The sequence below is a fragment of the Paenarthrobacter ilicis genome (assembly GCF_016907545.1).
GTDB classification, from domain to species: domain Bacteria; phylum Actinomycetota; class Actinomycetes; order Actinomycetales; family Micrococcaceae; genus Arthrobacter; species Arthrobacter ilicis.
In genome coordinates, this window is sequence record NZ_JAFBCD010000001.1 from 2,239,772 (window position 1) to 2,261,876 (window position 22,105).

Genomic DNA, 22,105 nt, shown 5'->3' on the forward strand with positions numbered 1-22,105 from the left:
AATATCAACCGATATCAGCTGATCAGAGCATGCAGCTGACGCAACCCTCAACCTCCGTGCCCTCCAGCGCGAGCTGGCGGAGACGGATGTAGTAGAGGGTCTTGATGCCCTTGCGCCATGCGTAGATCTGCGCCTTGTTGATATCGCGCGTGGTGGCGGTGTCCTTGAAGAACAGCGTCAGGGACAGGCCCTGGTCCACGTGCTGCGTAGCAGCTGCGTAGGTGTCGATGATCTTCTCGTAGCCGATTTCGTAGGCATCCTGGTAGTACTCCAGGTTGTCGTTGGTCAGGTACGGAGCCGGGTAGTAGACGCGACCGATCTTGCCTTCCTTGCGGATTTCGATCTTGGCGGCCACCGGGTGGATGGAGGACGTGGAGTTGTTGATGTAGCTGATGGAACCGGTAGGCGGTACGGCCTGCAGGTTCTGGTTGTAGATACCGTGCTCCATGACGGAAGCCTTCAGCTCACGCCAGTCATCCTGGGTAGGGATGTGGTGGCCAGCAAAGAGCTCGCTGACGCGCTCCGTTGCCGGGACCCATTCCTGCTCGGTGTACTTGTCGAAGAACTCACCGGAAGCGTAGGTGGACTTCTCGAAGCCGCCGAACTTCTGGCCGGTCTCGATAGCGAGGCGGTTGGAAGCGCGCAGAGCGTGGAACAGCACCGTGTAGAAATAGATGTTGGTGAAGTCCAGGCCCTCTTCGGAGCCGTAGTGCACGTGCTCACGGGCGAGGTAGCCGTGGAGGTTCATCTGGCCGAGGCCAATCGCGTGGCTCTGGGCGTTGCCCTGGGCGATGGACGGCACCGAGTTGATGTAGGACATGTCGGACACAGCGCTGAGGGCGCGGATGGACGTCTCGATGGAGCGGCCAAAGTCCGGCGAATCCATGGTCTTGGCAATGTTCATGGAACCGAGGTTGCAGGAAATGTCCTTGCCCACGGTCTCGTAGCTGAGGTCCTCGGCGTAAATGGACGGCGAGGAAACCTGTAGGATCTCCGAGCACAGGTTGCTCATGGTGATCTTGCCGTCGATCGGGTTGGCCCGGTTCACGGTGTCCTCGAACATGATGTATGGGTAGCCGGACTCGAACTGGATCTCGGCGAGGGTCTGGAAGAACTCGCGGGCGCTGATCTTGGTCTTCTTGATCCGCGAATCGTCAACCATCTCGTAGTACTTCTCGGTCACCGAAATATCGGAGAACGGAACACCGTAGACCTTTTCCACGTCATACGGCGAGAACAGGTACATGTCCTCGTTCTTCTTGGCGAGCTCGAACGTGATGTCCGGAACCACAACGCCCAAGGAGAGGGTCTTGATGCGGATCTTCTCGTCGGCGTTCTCACGCTTGGTGTCCAGGAAGCGGTGGATGTCCGGGTGGTGGGCGTGCAAGTACACCGCACCTGCACCCTGGCGGGCACCGAGCTGGTTGGCGTAGGAGAAGCTGTCTTCGAGGAGCTTCATCACGGGGATGACGCCGGAGGACTGGTTTTCGATCTGCTTGATCGGCGCGCCGTGCTCGCGGATGTTGGTGAGCGAAAGCGCTACACCGCCGCCACGCTTGGAAAGCTGGAGCGCAGAGTTGATGGCGCGGGCGATCGACTCCATGTTGTCTTCGATGCGGAGCAGGAAGCAGGAGACGAGCTCGCCGCGCTGTGCCTTGCCGGCATTGAGGAACGTGGGCGTAGCAGGCTGGAAACGGCCGTCAATGATTTCATCGACAAGGCGGTTGGCCAGGTCTTCGTCGCCGCGTGCCAGGTGCAGGGCGACCATGCAGACGCGGTCTTCGTAGCGCTCCAGGAAACGCTTGCCGTCAAAAGTCTTCAGCGTGTAGGACGTGTAGAACTTGAAGGCGCCAAGGAAGGTCTCAAAGCGGAACTTCTTCTTGTACGCGCGGTTGAAGAGGTCGCGGATGAAGTTCATCGTGTACTGGTCAAGCGTCTCGCGCTCGTAGTACTGGTTCTTCACCAGGTAATCGAGCTTCTCTTCCAAGTCGTGGAAGAACACGGTGTTGTTGTTCACATGCTGCAGGAAGTACTGGTGGGCAGCTTCGCGGTCAGCCTCGAACTGGATCTCACCATTGGGCCCATACAGATTCAGCATGGCGTTCAACTCGTGGTAACCCAAGCCCTTATAGGCCTCCGGCAATGGCATTTTGACCGTGTCCACAGCGCCCCCGGCTACTTCTGTTTCTGCGACAGTTGTGTCCAAAACTCTTCCAATCCTTGATTCACTCGGTCTACGTCTTCGGGAGTTCCCATGAGTTCGAACCGATAGAGGTGCGGTACCTTGCACTTGACGGAGACAATGTCTCCGGCTGCACAGTAGTTGTCCGCGAAATTTGTGTTCCCCGCTCCGATAACACCGCGGATCAGCTCCCTGTTCCCAGGGTCGTTCAGAAATCTGATGACCTGCTTGGGCACTGATCCCTCGCCGTTGGTTCCGCCATATGTTGGCAACACAAGGACAAAGGGTTCCAGGGCCTGAAGCGGGGCCTCGTAGGCATAAAGGGGGATGCGGGCTGCATCCCTGCCCAGTTTCCGCACGAATCGTTGGGTGTTCTCCGACGTGGAGGAAAAGTAGATGAGGTGACTCCTGGTAGTGACAGCCTCTGGCGCTTTGTACGCGGTGGCCGCTGCCAGCGGTGTCATGGGAGTCACCTCAACTACTGAGAAAATTTGTTGGCGTGTTGGTGGCGTGGTTCGAAGGGAAGGTCAGGCCACGGAGGAAACGGCCTGCGCCAGTTCCTCGATCTTGTCCGGACGGAACCCGGACCAGTGGTCCTGCTCGGTAACAACCACGGGAGCCTGCATGTAGCCCAGTGCCTTGAGGCGCTCGAGGGCCTCGGCATCCTGGGAGATGTCGACACTCTGGTAGGCAATGCCCTTCTTGTCGAGTGCCCGGTAGGTTGCGTTGCACTGAACACAGGCCGGCTTTGTGTAAACCGTTACGGTCATGATCCCTGTCCCCTAAGTTGAAGTCTGATTCTCTTCGTATTTGGCGGGCTCAACCGGAACTAACTACTGAATCCGATACCGGCCCGCGGGCTGCCGTGACAGCCAACACGCTCTGATTTTGTCTTGTGCTGGTTTCCCGCTCAATCCGTAAATCGATACTACATGTAGTGCAAGCGCCGAACTGGAACCCCAAGATGATGTATTACAAGTATGTCATTCAATCCACTGCTCGTCCACAGGAGGAGGCCTTCAAAATGTCCGTGATTCCGGCAAAATTGGTCCACTCATCCACACCCTGTGGACTACTTAGCCACATTTAATCTCCAGCGTGTCGCCGGAGTACGGCGTGTCGTGACAGTTTGAAAATGTGGCGTGGCGAACAGCTAAAATTTGCTGATGGTCAACCTCCTGCACCTCCGCACCCTCATGGAGGTGACCCGGCTTGGCTCCTTCGCGGCAGCAGCGGCCCAACTCGGTTACACAGCCTCGGCAGTCTCCCAACAAATGGCTGCGCTGGAACGCGATACCGGCGTCGAACTCTTCCACCGCTCGGCACGCAGCGTGGTCCCCACAGAGGCAGCGGTGACCATGACACGGCACGCCTCCAAGGTCCTCACCGACGTTGAAGCATTGATGGCGGCCGCATCCAGGACCAACGACTCCCCCGCCCAGGAACTTCGGTTGGGCATCTTCCCCAGCCTGGCCACCTACGTCCTTCCCGACATCCTGCGCGATCACCGATGGAAGGGCCTGGGCATTGAGTTGAAAGTCTCAGTGGCCGAACCTGCCCAAACCATTCAGGGCCTCCGCAGCGGTGGCGAACTTGATGTGGCCTTGGTGTACCAAGTGGGGCAGTCGGGCCTGGCGTGGCCACATTCCCTGGAGCGGCAATGGATCGGTGATGACGACTTCCGGGTGGTCCTGCCGGCGTCATGGAAAATCCGCGAGGATGCGGAAATAGAGGCGGCCCACCTGTCTGATATGCCCTGGATCATCCACCACCCCGGCACCAGCGACGCCCTGGTGATTGAGCGCTTGTTCGCCAGCTGCAACCTCCACCCCAGGGTGGTGGCCTACAGTGATGATTTTCATGCCAGCCTCGAGATGACTGCGGCAGGTCTGGGTGCTTCGCTTGTACCGGAACTTGCGCTGAGAAACCGGCCCTCCGGCGTCGTGGTTCTTGACGTGCCGGACATTCGGCTGGCACGCAACGTGTTCGCCCTTCTGATCAACGAAAAACGCACGGCCCAAGTCCAATTGTTCAACCAGTTGCTTGCGGACACCCTTAAGGATTCGTCCGACAAGAGTGGGCTGCACCCCCTGAAAACCGCGTCTGTCAAGGGATCCGGACGCCGCATCTGATTCTCCGCATTTGCTGGAACCCGCCCGTCCTTGGGGTTAGATTGATCACATGGGCAAGGTAGCGAGCAAACATTTTGGGGAAGTCGAGCTCAACCACGGACGTGATCATTTCTTCGTGGCCAAACATGAATTGGGCGACCATCAACTGGAACTTGACCTCAATGTCACCGCGCAGGACCACTTCGATGAAGTTGCCCTGCGCAAAGTGGACTACCGCCTGCGGTTCCTCCCCGAACTGGTGGACCAAGTGCGGGAAATGATCGCCGAGGAACTCGACCAGGACGGCACCAATCCACAACAGTTCCTGCACTTCCATTGCTCCCAGCTCAAGGAAGAGCAGCTGGAGTCGGTCTTCGGCGTCAAGGAGAAGGAGCAGCTCACCAACGATGTCTTCCTGAAAGCACTCAAGCTGGGACATGTTGCCATCTACCCGGGGCAGCCTGAACGCTATTTTGTGCTGGACTTCACCCTGGGTTCCAAATTTACGGACGAGCTCCTGGTGGTGGCCGCCGACGAAGACGGCGTAGTGGATGACGAGATCCTCTGGGAGTAGCGACGTTTTAGACGCCGACGACGGCAGTCACCACGGCTTGTCCACGCGCGGCCCCTCATCGGGCCCGCGCAGATACTCGTCCCGCTTCATTCCCTCGGCCCGTTCCTTGGCAGCCTGCTGGGAGCTCTGCTCGAGCTGCTTCAGCTGGGAGGCATCAGGGGTCGGGTCCGCCTCTCCGGGGTCTTTGGCGCCGCTCTGGCCACCGTCCGCACCCCCGGACAGCTGCGCCTCCAGCCTGTGCTTGGCCTCCTGCAGGCTTTCCCCTTCACCATTTTCGTTGGCTTTTCCCGGTGCCCCGCAGGTGGCGGGCGCTGACTCGATCATTGCCAGCGCGTCACGGAAGAGTGCATCAGCGGAGCCCTTGTCTGCAGCCGCCTCCCCCAGCTTTTCCACGCTCAGCACCAGATTCACCCGTACTTTGCACTCATCCACCCCGGCGCCCAAACGCAGGGCTTCTTCGAAGTCCCGCCTGGCCGACGCGAAGTCACCTGCCAGTACCTGAGCGTCCCCGGCGGCAAAAACAGCTTTGTACGGCTCCACAACATTCGCCGCGCCCAGCCACGACGCAGCGGCGGCCACATCGTCTCCGTGACCAGCGCTGTACCCATCCACTGCTGCGGAACCAAGGAACCCGACGCTGATCAACTTTGTGGCAACCGCGAGCGCAGCGATGGCTGGCAGTGCGGACCACAGCGCAAGGCGCCCCTTCCGCCGTCGACCATCACGGCGTTGACCCTCACGGCGTTCATCCCCGGACCGCTGGGCATTCACCTCTTTCATGGCCTCTTCCCCTGGGAGATGGGACGCGCCAAGCCACGGAGGGTGTGAAGGCGTCCCAGCGTTTCCGGTACGGCCAGGCCAAAGGCCGCCAAGGCCAAGAGCCAATAGAGTTCCACTCTGCCTGGCCCTTCACCGTCGGTTGCGGTCACCGCCGCCGGTTGAGCCTTGCCCAACATATCCGTGGTGGGCTCCGTCCCTGTGCGGTGGGCATAGGGCAGGTGCAGTTGATCGGCGATGGTGTGGAGTCGGCTTTCATCGATGATGGACACCGCATCGGCGGGATTGCCGGACGTTCTGTCCTGGACGTACTTGGCGTCCTTGTCCGAAGACTCCTTCATGCGCCCGCCTTGGCTGGTTCCGTACCCCAGAACCGCTCCCCCTGCCACGTTGTCTGCGGACAGGGGTTCGGGCTGTGCCGAGCTGGTCGCTTCACCGTCACCTGCGTAGAACACCAGTGCCGGCCGTCCGGCATGTTGGTCCTGTGCAGCCTGCAGCCGCTCCTTCATGAGCTTCGCAGCTGCCGTCACGCTGCTTCCGGTGGCGTAGCGGGCACGCTGGGGTTCCAGCGTTGTCATTGCCGTTTGCAGGGCGGACGAGTCCCGGGTCAGTGGCATGCGGACGCTTGCTTGGCTGTCGAATGTGATGAGTGAGAACTTGGCGCCCGCCAACTCCTTGGCAATGGCCATGACATCCTCCTTCACCCCGGACAGGCGCGTACCGTTCCCGCGATAGTCCTCTGCGGCCATGCTGGTACTGGTGTCCACAACAAAGAAGACGTCCAGGTCCGTTGTGGCCCTGGCTGCGTTGCCCCCGGGGAACCCGGGACGAAGAAGTGCAAGGAGCAGAACCACGACGGCGGCGCCCCGCAGGACGGTTGCGCGGACTGGACGGTGGGATCGGTCCCCACCAGGCCTGGCGATGAGCCACCCGGTGAATACGGCCACGACAACCATGAGGACGGCAAGGACCGGCCACGGCACAACCGGCATAAATGTCATGGCTCCAACCGCCATCCCAGGACCATCATCCCCATGCCTGACAGAACCGCGACGCCCAAAGCAATCCCGGGCACATCCGCCACCACTGCCTGGGGCGCCGACCGGTAGCTGGTTGCCTGCGTGTCCTGCACTTTTTGCACGATTCCCGGGACGGCCCCCGCGTCGTCCAACGTGAAGTAGGCGCCACCGGTGCCTTCAGCCGCTGCCCGCAGCTGCGCGCCAGGCTGGTCGGCGCCCTTGCCGTAATCCATATCCCCCGGGTTGAGGGCGAAGACTTTGACTCCCTTGCCCGCGGCAAGGCCGGCTGCCTCTTTCAAGGTGAAGATCGGTTCCCCGGACAGGTAGTTGTCCGTAGCGAGCACCACGGTGCGGGACCTGGGGCCTTCCCCGGCGATGGAATCGTCCGGGAAACTCTGGACGCATGAAGCCAGCCCGTCACCTATGAGGGATGAGCCCTCCCCGTTCCATGTGCCGTCGAAGAAGGAACCCGCCCCGCTGTCAAAAGCATCTTTGGCCTTGGACAACTGATCGGCAGCGTAGTCATAGTCATCGGTGAGGGGAAACAGTTGGACACCGCTGTTGTCGAACATCACCATGCCGATTCGCTCGCCGTCGAACTCTTTGGCCAGTTGCTCGAAGACACCTGCCAACGCAGCGTCCGTACTCGTCATGGATCCGGAGACGTCCAGGCACAGCACAATGTCCCTGTTGCGGATGTCAGGCTGGACGGTGGTGCGTTCCGTAGGCCTGGCCGCGGCAACGGCCGTGGCGGCCAGGAACAGCGCGCCCAGGGCCACCGCCATTGCCAACCTGGTGCGGTACTGACGAAGTGCCCGTTGGTACTCGGGCAAGGCAGTGAGGCGTTCACCGTGCGCTATGGGACGGCGGCCGGGCGCTCGACGACGGCGGTACAGCCACGCGCTGAGCGCCACCGCTGCTGCGGCGAGCGGGAGTATCCACCAGAAGCTCAGCTCCATTCGAGCACCACCTTGCGTGCAGCATCAGCGGACTCAGCCACGGTATGGGGTGGGGCGGGCGCGAATTCATTGGGATAGATGCCCTCTATTGCCCAGGCCAGGTGGTCCATCTTGTGCTCTCGCAGCTCCGCGAGGGTCATTGACGTAACGGGCAGGCCGGTGGCGCTGCCGGCGAAACCCCTGGTTAAGGCACTGAGCTTTTGGTGAGCGGCGCGCTCAGGCAAACGGCCGGCGTCGGAATCCATCACGGTGGCCTCAATGGCGGCCAGGCAGGCCGACCGCAAACCGGCCAGGGACGGAGGCACCTGTTTTTCCTTCGATGCACTCTTTGGGGCGCGGACGGGCCACAGTATCCAGGCGTACCAGGCAATCACCGCCAGGACGATCCCCAGCCCAAGCCACAACCATTGGGCTTGATAGTTCAAGGGGAGGTAGAAACCGGAGTTATCCTGCATGGCCCGCCCTGACGGCCGCTTTGGCTCGGGGGCTGGCCGAGCGGTGCTTTTCAAGGAGCTCAAGGACCGCGGACAAGACGTCCTGGGTGCTTGCCACTTCCGAGTGGGCAATACCCAGCCGACGGAAGACGTCGAGTCGCTGATGGTTCCGTTGATGCATGGCAGCGGCGTATGCCTCGCGGAGTCGGCTGTCCGTGGCCAGGTACCGGGGTATGCTCCCGCCGGTTCCCACGTCCTCGCTGTCGCCGGGGTGCGCTCCCGGTTCGGGGGCCAGCTCTGCGTCGCGGATTGTCATCCACAGCACTTCGTGGCGCGCCCGGAGCCGGCGCAGGAGGTTCTGGGTATGGGCGTCCGGCAGTACCTCGTCCGCCACCACAGTAATCAGCATCCTCTGCCTGATGTTCTTCAGCACATATTCAACAGGCCCCGAGATGCTGCTGGGCGGACTGTCCAGGGAAACGCTGGAATCCACGGACCTGAGCATCAACTCCAGATGTTCCTCACCGCTGCGGGGACGCATGAACACCGACGCCGCAGCCGAGCCGTGCACGAGCCCCACGTCGTCACCGTGGCGGGACGCCAGGAATCCAAGTACCCCGGCAGCGTCGATTGCGATGTCCTTCTTCGGCTCTCCCGTGAGCGACTGCGCTGCCATGTTCCTCCCCGTGTCCACCAGGAGGAGCACGGAATGGCGCTTCACGGCTACATAGCGCTTGACCAACGGGGCGCCGTGCCGGGCCGTCGCCTTCCAGTCGATGTCCCTCACTTCGTCGCCGGGTACGTACGCCCGCAATTCATCGAAGTCCAGGCTCCTGCCCTTGAAGACAGACCCGTACTCGCCGTCGAGCAATCGGAGGGTCCTGCGGTGGGCAGCGATGAACATCTTCGACTTCACCCGGCGAAGGAGGCTGGGCATACCGAGGCCCCTACGGTGTCTGGACAGACGCCAGGACGGCGTCAATAACGGTCTCCACGGCGATGCCTTCAACCACGGCATCGAAGCCCAGAATGATCCGGTGCCTGAGGATTCTGTGTGCCAGGCTCTTGATGTCCTCCGGAATGACGTGGTCACGACCATTGAGCAGCGCCAGGGCCCGGGACGCCTGACTGAAAGCGATACTGGCCCTGGGGCTCGCGCCGAACTCAATGACGGAGGCCAACTCAGGTTCGAGGTACTGCTGGGCGTTCCGGGTGACGTAGGCCAATCCCACGATGTACCGGACGATCGCGGGATCAATATAGACGCGGCGCACCAGTTCCTGTACCCGGACCACTGCATCGAGGGAGGCGGCCGCCGGTTGCTTCTGGTCCGGGCTGAAGACGCCGGCATCCATCCGCCTGATCACTTCCGCTTCCTCAGCCGGGCTGGGGTAGTCCAGGATGTCCTTGAGCATGAAGCGGTCCATCTGCGCTTCCGGAAGACGGTACGTTCCCTCCTGCTCAATAGGGTTCTGGGTAGCCAGCACCAAGAACGGGCTGGGCAAAGGATAGGACTGGCCCCCAATGGACGTCTGCCTCTCCTGCATGGCTTCCAGCATGGCGCTCTGGGTCTTGGCACTGGAACGGTTGATCTCGTCCAGGAGAACAATGTTGGCGTGGACCGGCCCCAACTGTGTGACGAAGGTACCTTTGGCGGCGTCGAAGATCTGGGTTCCGGCAATATCGCTGGGAAGAAGGTCCGGCGTGCATTGGATGCGGCGGAATTCCGCACTCACCGACTCGGCGATTGCCTGCGCCGCGGTGGTCTTGGCCAGGCCTGGGACGCTCTCCAGCAAGACATGTCCGCCGGTGAGGAGACCCAGCAGCAAGGTCTCGCGAAGCCGGGATTGTCCCACCACTTTGCCTTCGAAGCTCCGTGAGATGCCGCCCACCAACTGCTGGGCCCTGGCCATGTCCGGGGCTTCTATTCCTGCCGTGACGGTGGTGAGTTGCACTCGGGTCTCCTCGCTGGCGTTATATGGCCACTCTATCCAAATCGTCTCCCGTGAATGCCGCAATGGGCAGGCCTCCCCATGCAGTCAATGGAGGTCTATCCTTTTGCCATGCACCAACTACCAGCCGCCTACCAGAACTACCTTGCAACACAGGATCCGCATGTCATTGATGCCATCCGGCCGGTGCTCCTGCAGTCAGCTGCAGACCAACGCCATGGTGTCCGGATCATCTACAACACCGGATCCACCGGACACCAAGCACACTTGGACGAAGCAATACCCTACGGAGAAATAGTTGAAGACATCGACTGATTCCGGAAAGGAATACTAACCCTCCAGGAGCAAGCGCTGCGCCCGCGGCGCGAGCATGTGTTCGAGCACCAGGCACGCAGCACCAATGGCTCCCACGTCCTCACCCACGCCACTGCCCACTACTTCCAGTCCATGGATGGCCCGGGCCGCGTTGCTCTTATCCAAAAGCGCAGGAACGCGATCCATGAAATAAGGAGCCATCCGTCCCCAGAACGGGCCACCGAATACCACCCTCTCAACGTCCAGCGTGTTGGTGACTACAGAGACCGCACGTGACACCAGCGTGGCGGACTTATCCAGGACGGCGATGGCCCCGGCGTCCCCGGCATCGGCCTTGTCGCACAATTCGGCAAAGCGTTCCTGAACTTCAGGGCCATCGGCACCCTGGCGTCCACTGCCCAGGACGCCGGCAGCCTCAGCCTCGGCAACAACCACTTGCGGGATACAGGAGGACTTGACGCAGCCCCGTTGCCCGCAATCGCACAAAGGACCATCGGGATCAACCACAATGTGGCCGATCTCGCCCGCATTGCCTGAGGTTCCCCGGACAACTTCGTCATTGAGGACAATGCCGCAGCCAATGCCGGTACCCATGTACATGAACACGAAACTCCCGGCACCACTGGCACCGCCGGCCCATGTTTCAGCCACCGCGGCGCTGGTCACGTCCTTGTCCACCAGTGTTTCCAGGCCGGTGGCTTCCGTCAGCGCCTCCCGGATACGTACGCGGTTCCACCGGGTGAGCAGCGGGGGTTCCACCACCGAGCCCTCATCAAGATCAATGGGGCCCGGAACAGCAACTCCCAGCCCGGCGATCTTGGACGCATCTACACCGGACTCCTCAATGAGTACCTCGATTTGTGCAGCGATGCTGGTGATGACTCCTGCCGGGTCTCCCCCCGGGGTGGCCATCCGTGAATGCTTGACCACCTCTCCCACCAGATCCAACACCACGAAGGTGATCACGGCAGGATCCAAGTGGACGCCGATGGCGTACATGCCGGCCGGATTCAACCGGAGGATGGTGCGTGGTTTTCCCGGCCCGGAACCTTCCTTGCCCGCTTCCACAATGAGGTGTTGATCCAGCAAACGACGGGAAATGTTGGAAATCGTCTGGGGTGAAAGCCCAACAATCTGAGCCAACTCCACACGGCTGAGTCCTCCGGGAGATCGCCTGATGGCCTCCAGGATGACGGTCAGATTGAAGTCCCCCATACGGGGAAGGTTGGTCCCGCGCCTGGGTGTTGGCTGCCGGATCTCGGTCACTGATGCCCCTCGTCATAACTCAACGTCGTCAAACTGGTCTCTGTGTGAATCGTACGACACCCTGCCGCTTCAGGGACGCCCCCACGCTGGCGCAGGGGTCATCGCTTGACAACAATGGGGCGTTTCATGCGCTGGCGATCACTGGAGGAAAAGCCCGGTCAGGACCTGCGGCTGCGGGTCACCGTGAACTTGGCGTTCCTGCCTTCTTCCACGGTGGGTCCGATGATCCGTTCCAAGGCGGGTCTGTACTGGAGATGGCTGTTGAAAACAGTCCACAACTCTCCTTCCGGGGCAAGTACCCTGGCTGCCGCCTCGAACATCTTCAAGCCCGCTCCTGCATGGACGCTGGCACCCAGATGGAAGGGCGGATTGAGCAGGATGAGGTCGGCGCTGCGTGGCTCAAGGGTGCTCATGGCGTCATCGTGGATGACCCGGACGTGCTCCCCCAAGCCGCTGGCCGCAGCCGTCGCGCGTGCCGAAGCGACCGCTGCTGCCGATTGGTCAGTAGCGACGACACGGGCGTCGCCATGAAGCCGGGCATACATCACGGCTAGAATGCCCGTTCCGCACCCCAGGTCAACAACTGTCCGTGCTGACGGCAAACGGTCGAAGAACGTCAAAAGAAAGCGGGTCCCTATATCGAGCCGGGAACCGGAAAACACGGCGCCGTGCGCACCTACCGTGATACCAAGTTCGGGGTTGGGTTCCAGCACGGGAAACGGCGGCCCAGCCGTCACCGGTCGGGGGTTGCGGGCCAGCAGCACCCTTGACTTGCGCTGCGCCAATTGGGGCTGAACCTCCGCGAAGTACTTCCCCAGGACTGCGTTCATCCCGACGGACATGTGTTTGACCCTGCCGCCTGCAAGGACCACTGTTCCCGGCCCCGCATGCCGCGCAATGGCGTCAGCTGTTTCTTCCAGTTCGGCCAGGGACTTGGGGAGCTGGATCAATACCAGGTCCGCACCGCCAAGGAGTTCAGCGTTCAGTTCGTGCTGTCTGAAACGCCCTGCCAATCCTGCCCTGGCGGCATTGAGTTGCAGCGCGGCGCGGCCGGTAGAGAGGTCCTGGTGGACACGGATCCGTTCAACACCCAGGCCAGCCAAGGCCCCCAGGGTCAACGCTCCATATCGGTCGCCAATAACCACAACGTCGGTGTGGGGTCCTGCCAGGTCCACGGCCGTTTCCAGCAGCAGCCGATCAGTCGCGTCATATGCCTGCAGGTTGTCGGCTTCAACATCGGGAAGCCTGCTCAACGAGTTGAACAGGTCATCAAGGTCCATCAGGCTCACTCCCGGTTCCCGCCTTCCATACAAAAAGACCCCGCTCAACCGAGCGAGGTCTTTTCCGAAGTGGAGCTGAGGGGACTCGAACCCCTGACCCCCTGCATGCCATGCAGGTGCGCTACCAGCTGCGCCACAGCCCCAAATCATTGTCCCCAACTGGAAGGATTTTCCCTACCGGCCGAAGCAACTCGTCAATACTAACCACAATCCACCGCGAAGCGAAATCATCACAGCGTGAGCTGACTCACACACCATAGCCGTAGTGACACAACCAGAAATTCACAGCAGCCAAGGTGCGCCGGGTTGAACCCGCCGCACCTCCCCCCAAACTGGCTGCCGGAGAGCCGGACAGCTTCCCGCCGGCTCCTCACAAATTCTAGGTTCTCCTGCGTTGCAAACCAAACCGTGCGGCCGGTTTTCATGAGATGTTGACCAGGCGCGGTGATAACGTGTTGGTACAAGTGGACCCAAATCGCCACCTGTCCCAACACCGAGAGGCCCATCCCCTTCGATGCAACAGCGCGCCCAAGAGACCCGGCTGGCAGTGATCGCAGGAGCCGCAGAGGTTTTCGCGGAGGTTGGCTTCGGGAACGCCAGCCTGAGTGACATCACCAAACGCTCAGGGGTAACCAAGGGTGCCCTCTACTTCCACTTCGCCTCCAAGCGGGAACTCGCGTTGGCAGTCATCGACGAGCAGCACGCCGTGGTGCTGAGATCCGGCTCGAACATCATTGGGTCGGGCTTGCCCCCACTTGAAAAACTCATTGCGCTGTGCCGGATGTTCGGCCGGTTCCTGCTGGAGGAACCAATCGTCCAAGGCGGCATCCGCCTCACTTTTGAAGCCTCCGCCTTTGACGCCGACGTCTCAGGACCCTATTCGGATTGGATCAACACCGCAGAGCAGTTGTTGAAGCAAGCCGTAGACGAGGGACACATCCGCGCGGATGTGGATCCGGCAGCCTTTGCCCGGCTTCTGATTGCGTCATTCACCGGCGTCCAAATGGTTTCCGAGGTACTTACCTCCCGCCGGGATGTGCTGACCCGCATCGATCAGATGTGGGAGTTCCTCCTGCCTGCCCTGGGACTCGCCGCAACGGACTTGCCGCCGCTGACCGAAGAAACCGGCGGCGCCGCTTAAAACGAAAGAGACCCTGCCTCGCCACGAATCCGTGGGAAGCAGGGTCTTTCAGTGGAGCTGAGGGGACTCGAACCCCTGACCCCCTGCATGCCATGCAGGTGCGCTACCAGCTGCGCCACAGCCCCATACTTGCGATGCTCCGCCCCAGGCTTTTCAGCCCTCCGCGCCGAAGCAACTCAAATATCTTAGAACAGCATTTCCGATAATTCCAAATCCGGCATATTTACTGTTGAAGGAGCCTAGACCTCTGAATCTTCGGCCGTGACTGCTTCCGTGGAAACCTCATCTTCCAACTGCAGGTCCACTACGGGGCAGTCCTTCCACAGGCGCTCCAGAGCGTAAAAGACACGGTCCTCGGAATGCTGCACGTGGATGACGATGTCCGCGTAATCAAGAAGGACCCAACGGCCCTCGGACCTGCCTTCACGGCGAACAGGGCGAAGGTCCTGCTTCAACAGCTCTTCCTCGATGCCGTCCACGATGGCGTTGACCTGACGCTCCGTGGGAGCAGAAGCGATCAGGAAAATATCCGTCAGGGCCAAGCGTTCGCTGACATCCAAGGCCACGATGTCCTCAGCAAGCTTGTCGGATGCGGCACGCGCAGCGTGGCGGGCCAGGGTGATTGATTGTTCATGTGCAGACAAAGGGAACTCCTCATAGTGGCTTGAAGCCTGTTGTGGCGTGGGCCGTTGTGTGGCGGTACTAGCCGCTGGTAATCATGATGATGCCGATAATGAGCGCAACGACGCCCAAGGCAAGAACGCCGTATTGCACCAGCCGGTTGCGCTGAGCCCTGGCCAAGCCCGCTGTACCTGCGTCCAGGGGGTCCAGACCGTAGGCGGCAATAGCGGAGATCGGAGGACGTTGGTCCTGATCCCGCGGGGCTTCCGCAGGAAGGGGTTTCTTTCGGGCGGAACGGGCCGCAGCCTCTGCCCTGGCCAGGACGCCGGAGCGTCCACGCGATGGTGCTTTCCTGCCGGTCGCGCCGTCCGAATCAAGCTTTGGTCCGGCAGAGGTAATGACTGGAACGAAGGTAGTGCTCGGCCGCTTCATCACGGGACGTTCAACACCTGGCATTTTGACGAACTCCAGCGGAGTCACCATGGCCAGGTTGTTGGCCGTCGACGGTCCCGAGGACGACGCTGACGGAACAGGATCCACGGGCTTGTTTTCCGGAGGAGCCTTGCGGGCCGGATCCTTACCCTGTTTTGCAGCAGTCTGCTCGGCAAGCTTTTGCTTCGCGGCGGCACGTTTGTTCAGGACAGCAGCCCGTTCGGCAAGGGCGATCTGCTGCGCCAGGACCTCCGGATCAACAGCCAGCGGATCCTGCTCCGCTATGTGTTCCAACTTTGCCGTCTGATTCTGCACCTGCGCCGCGATCAATTCCCGGACGGCAAGGGCCTGCTCCACGGACATGTCCGCTTCGTCAGTGGCGTCCTTCGCGGGAGCGTCCGTCACGGACTCACCCGAAGCAACAGGTTGGGGCTTGGCGGGCTCCGCTTTGTTGCCTGCCACGGGCACGTTGCTGGTGGCCGCGGGAGGGACGATCGGATTCATGGACGTGGCAACTTCGGCCTGAAGCTGCTGGAGTCGGAGCTGGCGCCTTGTGGGCGGGCCACCGCCGGACAACTGCTCCTCTTTATCAGCCAGGTCCTTGATGGTCCGCAATGCAGCACGGTCCCGGGCACGTGTTTGCGACGACCGTTCCTGCGCAGCCGGGCCAACTGCATCCACCGGAACATTGGCTGCACGGCGGTTGCGTCCGTTGGCGCGCGCCGGCTCCTGGGCGGACTGTTCCGGTTCCTGGTTTAGCTGCTCCTGCTTCGGCTGGGCTGGCTCCTGCTGGCCTGGCTGCTGCTCTTGCTGAACGTCGGGCTGCTGTTCGCGGGCACGGCGAAGCTCACGCCTGCTGCGGATAGGTCGCTGTTCCTGGCTGCTCATGTTAAAAACTCACTCAGTACGTGCTTGGTCGTCTGATCCGGATAATGCGGGGGACAATTCCGCCGTTGATTGCTGTTGCGAGTAGAGCCCATACTTCGCGATGTACTGGACAACACCGTCCGGCACCAAGTACCACACAGGATTCCCGTCGGCCACGCGAACCCGGCAATCAGTGGACGAAATCGCCATGGCGGGAACTTCAAGGAGGCTGACGTCGTCAGTCCTCCCCAGATCGTTGAGCTCGTGTCCCGGACGGGTAACACCTACAAAATGCGCCAGGGACCACAGTTCGTCGACGTCCTTCCACGACAGGATCTGCGCCAAGGCATCCGCGCCGGTGATGAAGAACAGATCCGCATCCGGGCGCAGTGCCCTCAAATCACGGAGGGTATCGATGGTGAAAGTGGGGCCGGGCCGGTCCACGTCCACACGGCTCACGGTAAACCGGGGGTTGGAAGCCGTGGCAATCACCGTCATCAGGTACCGGTGCTCGGGCTCACTGACCTGCTTGTGTGACTTCTGCCATGGCTGTCCAGTGGGTACAAAAACCACTTCGTCAAGGTCGAACTTGGCCGCCACTTCACTGGCAGCCACAAGGTGGCCGTGATGGATGGGATCAAACGTTCCACCCATCACGCCCAGTCGAAGCCTGCGCTCCGACTCCCCGCGTGGAATTGCGGCGATAATGTCAGTGGCCTTGGCCGTGCGTGTGCTTGTTCGGGTGCTGGCGGTGCGGATCCGCGTGCTCTTCCACTGCCTCGTGGCGGTTGCCCAGGTTGGTGTAGGAGAGCGTGACGAACATGAGGATCAGCAGAAGCACGAACATGCAGATACCGAAGACCCACGGCTCGGCCCATAGCGGAGCAAGTTCCTCGTGCCCGCCTTCGGTGGCAGCGGCAATGGACGTGGCGATCTGCTGAGACAGCATCTTCTCCCCTAGTTGGTTCTCAAAATTTCGACGGCGGGACTCCCCGCCGCCATCGGACTTCTGTACTATGTTACCGCGTTGCTAGCTGCGGACTTGGCCCTCGCCCTGCACGATCCACTTCGTGGTGGTCAGTTCGGTCAGCCCCATGGGGCCACGGGCGTGCAGCTTCTGCGTGGAGATTCCTACCTCAGCCCCCAGACCCAGCTCGCCGCCGTCGGTAAAACGCGTGGAAGCGTTGACAATCACCGCGGCCGAGTCGATCTCAGCGATGAACTTCTCGGCGTTGGCGAGGTTGTTCGTCAGGATGGCTTCCGTATGTCCGGTGGTCCAGGTCCGGATGTGTCGAACGGCATCATCCAGGCTGTCCACCATGGCCACGGCAAGATCCAGGTCCATGTATTCGGTGGCCCAATCGTCGTCGTCAGCGGGGACCGTCTCAACAGAGGGTCCCAGCGCAGCAGCGACCCGGCCGTCCACATGCAGTGTCACGCCGGCCGCACGCAAGGCAGCCGCTACGGCAGGCAGTACCGGTGAAGCCGAGTGCACCAGCAGTGTCTCAACGGTGTTGCACACGCTGGGCCGCTGCGTCTTGGCGTTCAGGAGGATCTCCACCGCCATTTCCTCGCCGGCGGACTCGTCGATGAAGATGTGGACATTGCCTTCACCCGTCTCGATCACAGGCACAGAAGAGTTGTTGACCACTGTTTGGATGAGGTCGCGTCCACCACGGGGAATCAGCACATCCACGCGTCCGCGGGCACGCATCAACACGTTTCCGCCTTCACGGCCGTACTGGTCGACGCTTTGCACGGCGTCGGCCGGCAAGCCCACGGAATCCAAGGCTTCACGGAGGATCTGCACCAGGGCTGCGTTGGTGTGCGCAGCGGCGGAACCACCACGAAGAATCACAGCGTTGCCGCTCTTGAGCGCAAGCCCGGCGATGTCCACGGTCACGTTGGGACGGGCCTCGTAGATGGCGGCCACTACTCCCATGGGCACGTTGACCTGGCGGAGCCGCAAACCATTGGGCAGCGTCTGTCCGCGGACCACGTTGCCCACAGGATCCGGCAGTCCAGCGAGGTTTTCCAAGGCAGCCACGAGGCCATCGATGCGTGCCGGTGTCAGGGTCAACCGGTCAAGCAAGGCAACGGACGTTCCGTTGGCACGGCCGGCAGCGACGTCCTTGGCATTGGCTTCCAGAACGTGGGTCCGGTTCTCCAGGAGGGCCGAGCCGATGGCGCGCAAGGCGCGGTCCTTCCAAGCACGGTTTGCCTGTCCCATACGTCGGGCGGCCTTCCGGGAACGGTCGGCAATCGAGTGCACGGCAGCCTGGACGTCCTCGGGCGACAACGGGACACTGCCGGCCGCTGGGGTCGCCGGCGTCTGGCCGGCAGTACCGGAAACGTCCGAGATCACGGGGGCGTCAGGTGTCAGCGCTTCAGTCATGCTCCAAGTTTAGTTGAGCGGGACGTTCAGACCAGCACCAAGTCGTCAACATGAACAACTTCCCGGTCATAGCCACGGCCCAGCGTTTGGCCCAACTCCTGCGTGGTTCTCCCCAACATGCGCGGAAGCTCCTCCGAGGAGTAATTCACCAGGCCCCGTGCTACCACTGTGCCATCGAGTGCCACCACTTCCACCGGATCGCCGGCTTCGAAGTCACCACTGATTTCCGATATCCCTGCTGGAAGGAGCGAGCGATGCCGGTGGCGCACGGCGTTCACCGCGCCGTCGTCGAGCACCAGGCGTCCTTGGACGGTGGCAAGGTGGGCCAACCACAAAAGGCGGACCGGCTTGCGGTTGCCGTTGACGGCGAACCAGGTTCCCACGTCCTGACCTGCCAAGGCAGCTGCGGCATTTGCGGTGGACGTGACCAGCGCATGGATACCGGAACCTGCGGCGATGGACGCCGCCTCCACCTTGGTGGTCATTCCCCCGGTACCGACGCCGGCCTTGCCTGCCTTGCCAATGGTCACATCGGCCAGGTCCTCAGGCCCGCGGACCAGGGGAATCCGCGTGGCACCCTGCGACGGCGGACCGTCGTACAGGGCGTCAACGTCGGACAGCAGCACCAGCGCGTCTGCGCGGACCAGGTGTGCCACCAAAGCAGCAAGCCTGTCGTTGTCGCCGAACCTGATCTCGTGGGTGGCCACGGTGTCGTTCTCATTGACGACGGGAACCACTCCAAGGTTCAGCAGGCGGTCCAAAGCCCTGAAGGCGTTGGTGTGCTGGGTGCGCCGCATGAGGTCATCGGCAGTGAGCAGTACTTGGCTCACTGTGACGCCGTGGGCGCTGAAGGCCTGGGTGTACCGGGCCATCAGGAGGCCCTGACCCACGCTGGCCGCAGCTTGCTGCGTTGCCAGATCCCTGGGCCGTTTGGCAAGGCCCAAGGGAGCCAGGCCCGCCGCGATGGCTCCGGAGGAAACCAGGATGATCTCGGTACCTGCATTGCGCTTCTCAGCCAGTGCGTCCACCAGGCGGGCAAGGGATTTCTCGGAAATTCCACCCTTGATGCTGGTCAGCGACGACGAGCCAACCTTGACTACTATCCGTTTGGCAGAGGTCAGAGCATGCCGCTCACGTGCCTCTGCAGTTTCCGGAACGTCAGCAGTACTAGTCGTCATCACCGGCGTCCACAGTGCTTTCCTTCTGAGCCTGGGCACGCCGGCCATTGACGGACTCCGTCCAGATGCCCGCCTTGCGCTCGGCTTCAAGCTCGGCGCGTGCAGCAGCTTTCGCTTCACGTCGCTCGATCTGCTCTTCACGCTTCTGCGTACGTGTGGGCCGGTCGCCGATGTCGGCAACACGGATGTCCGTACCCCTGGGGGTGGCAAGAAGCTCTGCGCCGGCCATCATGGTGGGCTCCCAATCGAACACCACGCCATCGTCCTCGCCGATGACCACGGTATCGCCGGGCTTGGCACCCACCTTGAACAGCTCATTTTCCACACCCAGTTTTGCCAGGCGGTCGGCAAGGTAGCCAATGGCTTCTTCGTTGGTGAAATCGGTCTGCTTGACCCAGCGCACCGGCTTTTCGCCCAGAACGCGGAACAACGGCTCCAGGTTCTTTTCCTCGCGGCGGATCTTGAAGCCGGACTCGTTGACAGCGCGCGGACGCAGCACCGGCGGTGCCACCTTGGGAGGCGCAGTTGCCACTGCGTCACGTGCAGCCTTGACGATTTCGGCCATGGCAAATCCAAGCTGGCGCAGGCCCTCGTGGCTGGTGGCCGAGACTTCGAAGACGCGGTAGCCACGCTCTTCAAGGTCGGGGCGGACAAACTCCGCCATGTCCTTGCCGTCGGGCAGATCCACCTTGTTCAGGACAACCAGCTTGGGCCGTTGGTTCAGGGGAACCACTTCGCCGTCCACGCCGGCGTAGCTCATGTCCACGGCGTACTTGTCCAGCTCAGCTTCAATGATGGCCAGATCGGACAGGGGATCGCGGTCGGCTTCCAACGTTCCGCAGTCCAAAACGTGCACCAAAGCAGCGCAGCGTTCCACGTGACGGAGGAAGTTGTGCCCCAGGCCCTTGCCGTCGCTGGCGCCCTCGATGAGTCCGGGGACGTCGGCGATGGTAAAGCGGATGTCGCCGGCCTGGACGACGCCCAGGTTGGGAATGAGGGTGGTGAAGGGGTAGTCCGCAATTTTGGGGCGGGCAGCGGACATCGCGGCAATAAGGCTTGATTTGCCCGCTGAAGGGAATCCGACCAAGGCGATGTCAGCAATGGACTTGAGCTCCAGGACAATGTCGCTGGATTCGCCCTCGATGCCCAGCAGGGCAAAACCGGGAGCGCGACGCTTCTGGGATGACAACGAAGCATTTCCCAAACCGCCCTGGCCGCCGGCTGCGGCAATGTACTCCGCGCCTTCTCCAACCAGGTCGGCAAGAAGTTGGCCATCCTTGGTTTTCACCACGGTGCCGTCGGGTACCGGAAGAATCAGGGTTTCGCCGTTCTTTCCCCCGCGCCAGTCACCCATGCCGGGACCGCCATTGGTGGCGTGGCGGTGCGGCGCGTGGTGGTAATCCAGCAGCGTCGTGGTCTGGGAGGACACCCGGAGTATGACGTCGCCGCCGTTGCCACCGTTGCCACCGTCGGGACCGCCGAGCGGCTTGAACTTCTCGCGCTTGACGGAGACACATCCGTGGCCGCCGGTTCCGCCGGATACGTGCAGTACTACCCGGTCTACAAAGCTAGCCACGTGGATCTCCTCTATTGCTGTTGCCAGCGCTGTTGCATCTCCAAAACGCCCTTAGGCGTCCCAGTCGATTGTAATGCGGTTAAAAGAACGGTGGAGCGGGCCGTTTGGCCCGCTCCACCGGTTCAGAACTTGTTGTTACTCTGCAGCTGCAGCAGCAACGATGTTCACTACGCGACGGCCGCGGCGAGTACCAAACTCAACCGCACCGGCCTGCAGGGCGAACAGGGTGTCGTCGCCACCGCGGCCAACGCCTGCACCGGGGTGGAAGTGGGTGCCACGCTGGCGAACGATGATTTCGCCTGCGGAGACTACCTGACCGCCGAAGCGCTTGACGCCAAGGTACTGAGCGTTGGAGTCACGACCGTTGCGAGTGGAGCTCGCGCCTTTTTTGTGTGCCATGTGAAATGCCTGCCTTCAAAATTTCTGGGGAAACCGAAAAAACCTGAACAGCGGTAACGAAAGTTACGCGATGCTGGTGATCTTGATCTTGGTCAGTTCCTGACGGTGACCCTGACGCTTACGGTAACCGGTCTTGTTCTTGAACTTCTGGATGACGATCTTGGGGCCACGGAGGTCCTCAAGGATCTCAGCCGTTACCTTGACGTTGGCCAGTTCCGCTGCTGCGGAGGTGACCTTGTCGCCGTCAACCAGGAGCAAGGCGGGCAGCTCAAGAGTGCTGCCGGCTCCACCGGGGACGCGGTTAAGCGTTACGTAGTCTCCAACGGAAACTTTTTCTTGGCGGCCGCCTGCGCGGACAATCGCGTACACCACTTGGGTACTCACTTCTCTCGACGTCTATTACTAAATTTGCGTGCTGAACCTGAGCCGGAATCGGGTTTGGTTCTCGCTGTGCCTCAACGCCGTGGACTTCTGGTTCGAAGTCCGCGAGTCATCCCATGAACGATTCCACGGGGCATAACCCAAGTGTTGGCGTAAGCACCGAAGATCAAGATTACGCTAGTTTGACCTTCGGTCGCAAATGAGGCCGGGTCCGGAGGCTACCAAGTGACTTGCGCCACCAGATGA

General features: G+C 61.5%; 24 protein-coding genes and 2 tRNA genes. 4 read left to right on the forward strand and 22 right to left on the reverse strand.

Annotated features, from left to right (window positions below; translation table 11 throughout):
* Positions 1 to 22: 22 nt before the first annotated feature.
* The 3 genes from nrdE to nrdH all read right to left on the reverse strand — a co-directional run bounded on the left by nrdE (position 23) and on the right by nrdH (position 2,952).
* The gene (gene nrdE, locus JOE60_RS10180; RefSeq protein WP_204814999.1) at positions 23 to 2,149 is read right to left on the reverse strand and encodes a class 1b ribonucleoside-diphosphate reductase subunit alpha; all 2,127 of its coding nucleotides are present in this window, start codon (positions 2,147 to 2,149) and stop codon (positions 23 to 25) included.
* A gap of 26 nt (positions 2,150 to 2,175) precedes the next feature.
* Positions 2,176 to 2,646, reverse strand: coding sequence for a class Ib ribonucleoside-diphosphate reductase assembly flavoprotein NrdI (gene nrdI, locus JOE60_RS10185; protein ID WP_167265922.1), 471 nt, complete (start codon positions 2,644 to 2,646; stop codon positions 2,176 to 2,178).
* A 63-nt stretch (positions 2,647 to 2,709) separates the two neighbouring features.
* Positions 2,710 to 2,952, reverse strand: a complete 243-nt coding sequence (gene nrdH / locus JOE60_RS10190) for a glutaredoxin-like protein NrdH (RefSeq protein WP_011775022.1) — start codon at positions 2,950 to 2,952, stop codon at positions 2,710 to 2,712.
* 396 nt (positions 2,953 to 3,348) lie between these two features.
* Between nrdH and JOE60_RS10195 the strand changes: the two genes are divergently transcribed.
* Complete coding sequence (locus tag JOE60_RS10195) at positions 3,349 to 4,314, forward strand: LysR family transcriptional regulator (protein ID WP_167265919.1); 966 nt, start codon at positions 3,349 to 3,351, stop codon at positions 4,312 to 4,314.
* A 49-nt stretch (positions 4,315 to 4,363) separates the two neighbouring features.
* Positions 4,364 to 4,867, forward strand: coding sequence for a DUF2004 domain-containing protein (locus JOE60_RS10200; protein ID WP_167265914.1), 504 nt, complete (start codon positions 4,364 to 4,366; stop codon positions 4,865 to 4,867).
* Between the two features lie 27 nt (positions 4,868 to 4,894).
* Here JOE60_RS10200 and JOE60_RS10205 read toward each other — a convergent pair whose 3' ends face one another.
* The 6 genes from JOE60_RS10205 to JOE60_RS10230 are packed head-to-tail and all read right to left on the reverse strand — an operon-like array spanning position 4,895 to position 9,969.
* Entirely contained in the window at positions 4,895 to 5,647 is a 753-nt protein-coding gene (locus tag JOE60_RS10205; RefSeq protein ID WP_167265911.1) for a hypothetical protein, read from the reverse strand.
* On the reverse strand, positions 5,644 to 6,645 hold the full coding sequence (locus JOE60_RS10210; RefSeq protein WP_239528849.1) for a vWA domain-containing protein: 1,002 nt from the start codon (positions 6,643 to 6,645) through the stop codon (positions 5,644 to 5,646). Before JOE60_RS10210 ends, JOE60_RS10205 begins: the two co-directional genes overlap by 4 nt.
* Positions 6,642 to 7,622: a vWA domain-containing protein gene (locus JOE60_RS10215; protein WP_167265905.1), complete on the reverse strand. Its 981-nt coding sequence runs from the start codon at positions 7,620 to 7,622 to the stop codon at positions 6,642 to 6,644. The genes JOE60_RS10210 and JOE60_RS10215 overlap by 4 nt, the downstream gene beginning before the upstream one ends.
* Positions 7,613 to 8,077 (reverse strand): hypothetical protein, encoded by a 465-nt coding sequence (locus tag JOE60_RS10220; RefSeq protein WP_167265902.1) that lies wholly within the window; start codon positions 8,075 to 8,077, stop codon positions 7,613 to 7,615. Before JOE60_RS10220 ends, JOE60_RS10215 begins: the two co-directional genes overlap by 10 nt.
* Complete coding sequence (locus tag JOE60_RS10225; RefSeq protein WP_167265899.1) at positions 8,067 to 8,993, reverse strand: DUF58 domain-containing protein; 927 nt, start codon at positions 8,991 to 8,993, stop codon at positions 8,067 to 8,069. Before JOE60_RS10225 ends, JOE60_RS10220 begins: the two co-directional genes overlap by 11 nt.
* 10 nt (positions 8,994 to 9,003) lie before the next feature.
* Complete coding sequence (locus JOE60_RS10230; protein ID WP_208381464.1) at positions 9,004 to 9,969, reverse strand: AAA family ATPase; 966 nt, start codon at positions 9,967 to 9,969, stop codon at positions 9,004 to 9,006.
* Between the two features lie 120 nt (positions 9,970 to 10,089).
* Here JOE60_RS10230 and JOE60_RS10235 point away from each other — a divergent pair, with 120 nt between their 5' ends.
* Positions 10,090 to 10,323, forward strand: a complete 234-nt coding sequence (locus JOE60_RS10235) for a hypothetical protein (RefSeq protein WP_167265894.1) — start codon at positions 10,090 to 10,092, stop codon at positions 10,321 to 10,323.
* A gap of 15 nt (positions 10,324 to 10,338) precedes the next feature.
* Here JOE60_RS10235 and JOE60_RS10240 read toward each other — a convergent pair whose 3' ends face one another.
* The 3 genes from JOE60_RS10240 to JOE60_RS10250 form a co-directional block, all read right to left on the reverse strand.
* The gene (locus tag JOE60_RS10240; protein WP_167265891.1) at positions 10,339 to 11,538 is read right to left on the reverse strand and encodes an ROK family transcriptional regulator; all 1,200 of its coding nucleotides are present in this window, start codon (positions 11,536 to 11,538) and stop codon (positions 10,339 to 10,341) included.
* Between the two features lie 209 nt (positions 11,539 to 11,747).
* The gene (locus tag JOE60_RS10245; RefSeq protein WP_239529044.1) at positions 11,748 to 12,869 is read right to left on the reverse strand and encodes a class I SAM-dependent methyltransferase; all 1,122 of its coding nucleotides are present in this window, start codon (positions 12,867 to 12,869) and stop codon (positions 11,748 to 11,750) included.
* A 70-nt stretch (positions 12,870 to 12,939) separates the two neighbouring features.
* Positions 12,940 to 13,012: transfer RNA gene (locus JOE60_RS10250), tRNA-Ala, on the reverse strand.
* A gap of 371 nt (positions 13,013 to 13,383) precedes the next feature.
* On the opposite strand from JOE60_RS10250, the gene JOE60_RS10255 reads away from it, so the two are divergent.
* Positions 13,384 to 14,010 (forward strand): ScbR family autoregulator-binding transcription factor, encoded by a 627-nt coding sequence (locus JOE60_RS10255; protein ID WP_167265885.1) that lies wholly within the window; start codon positions 13,384 to 13,386, stop codon positions 14,008 to 14,010.
* A 52-nt stretch (positions 14,011 to 14,062) separates the two neighbouring features.
* On the opposite strand, the gene JOE60_RS10260 is transcribed toward JOE60_RS10255, so the two are convergent.
* The 10 genes from JOE60_RS10260 to rplU all read right to left on the reverse strand — a co-directional run bounded on the left by JOE60_RS10260 (position 14,063) and on the right by rplU (position 21,850).
* Positions 14,063 to 14,135, reverse strand: a tRNA-Ala gene (locus tag JOE60_RS10260).
* Between the two features lie 114 nt (positions 14,136 to 14,249).
* Entirely contained in the window at positions 14,250 to 14,654 is a 405-nt protein-coding gene (gene rsfS / locus JOE60_RS10265; RefSeq protein WP_167265883.1) for a ribosome silencing factor, read from the reverse strand.
* A gap of 58 nt (positions 14,655 to 14,712) precedes the next feature.
* Positions 14,713 to 15,951, reverse strand: a complete 1,239-nt coding sequence (locus tag JOE60_RS10270; RefSeq protein ID WP_167265881.1) for a hypothetical protein — start codon at positions 15,949 to 15,951, stop codon at positions 14,713 to 14,715.
* 9 nt (positions 15,952 to 15,960) lie between these two features.
* On the reverse strand, positions 15,961 to 16,584 hold the full coding sequence (nadD, locus tag JOE60_RS10275; RefSeq protein WP_208381433.1) for a nicotinate-nucleotide adenylyltransferase: 624 nt from the start codon (positions 16,582 to 16,584) through the stop codon (positions 15,961 to 15,963).
* A gap of 55 nt (positions 16,585 to 16,639) precedes the next feature.
* Positions 16,640 to 16,879, reverse strand: coding sequence for a hypothetical protein (locus JOE60_RS10280; RefSeq protein ID WP_167265879.1), 240 nt, complete (start codon positions 16,877 to 16,879; stop codon positions 16,640 to 16,642).
* 81 nt (positions 16,880 to 16,960) lie between these two features.
* Positions 16,961 to 18,325 carry a glutamate-5-semialdehyde dehydrogenase gene (locus JOE60_RS10285; RefSeq protein WP_167265877.1) on the reverse strand — a complete coding sequence of 455 codons (1,365 nt, stop codon included), beginning with the start codon at positions 18,323 to 18,325 and terminating at the stop codon, positions 16,961 to 16,963.
* Positions 18,326 to 18,351: 26 nt separating this feature from the next.
* The gene (gene proB / locus JOE60_RS10290; RefSeq protein WP_167265876.1) at positions 18,352 to 19,503 is read right to left on the reverse strand and encodes a glutamate 5-kinase; all 1,152 of its coding nucleotides are present in this window, start codon (positions 19,501 to 19,503) and stop codon (positions 18,352 to 18,354) included.
* Positions 19,493 to 21,079, reverse strand: coding sequence for a GTPase ObgE (gene obgE, locus JOE60_RS10295; protein WP_167265874.1), 1,587 nt, complete (start codon positions 21,077 to 21,079; stop codon positions 19,493 to 19,495). Before obgE ends, proB begins: the two co-directional genes overlap by 11 nt.
* A 135-nt stretch (positions 21,080 to 21,214) precedes the next feature.
* The gene (gene rpmA / locus JOE60_RS10300; protein WP_003803426.1) at positions 21,215 to 21,478 is read right to left on the reverse strand and encodes a 50S ribosomal protein L27; all 264 of its coding nucleotides are present in this window, start codon (positions 21,476 to 21,478) and stop codon (positions 21,215 to 21,217) included.
* 63 nt (positions 21,479 to 21,541) lie between these two features.
* Positions 21,542 to 21,850, reverse strand: a complete 309-nt coding sequence (gene rplU, locus JOE60_RS10305; RefSeq protein ID WP_018777818.1) for a 50S ribosomal protein L21 — start codon at positions 21,848 to 21,850, stop codon at positions 21,542 to 21,544.
* Positions 21,851 to 22,105: the final 255 nt, after the last annotated feature.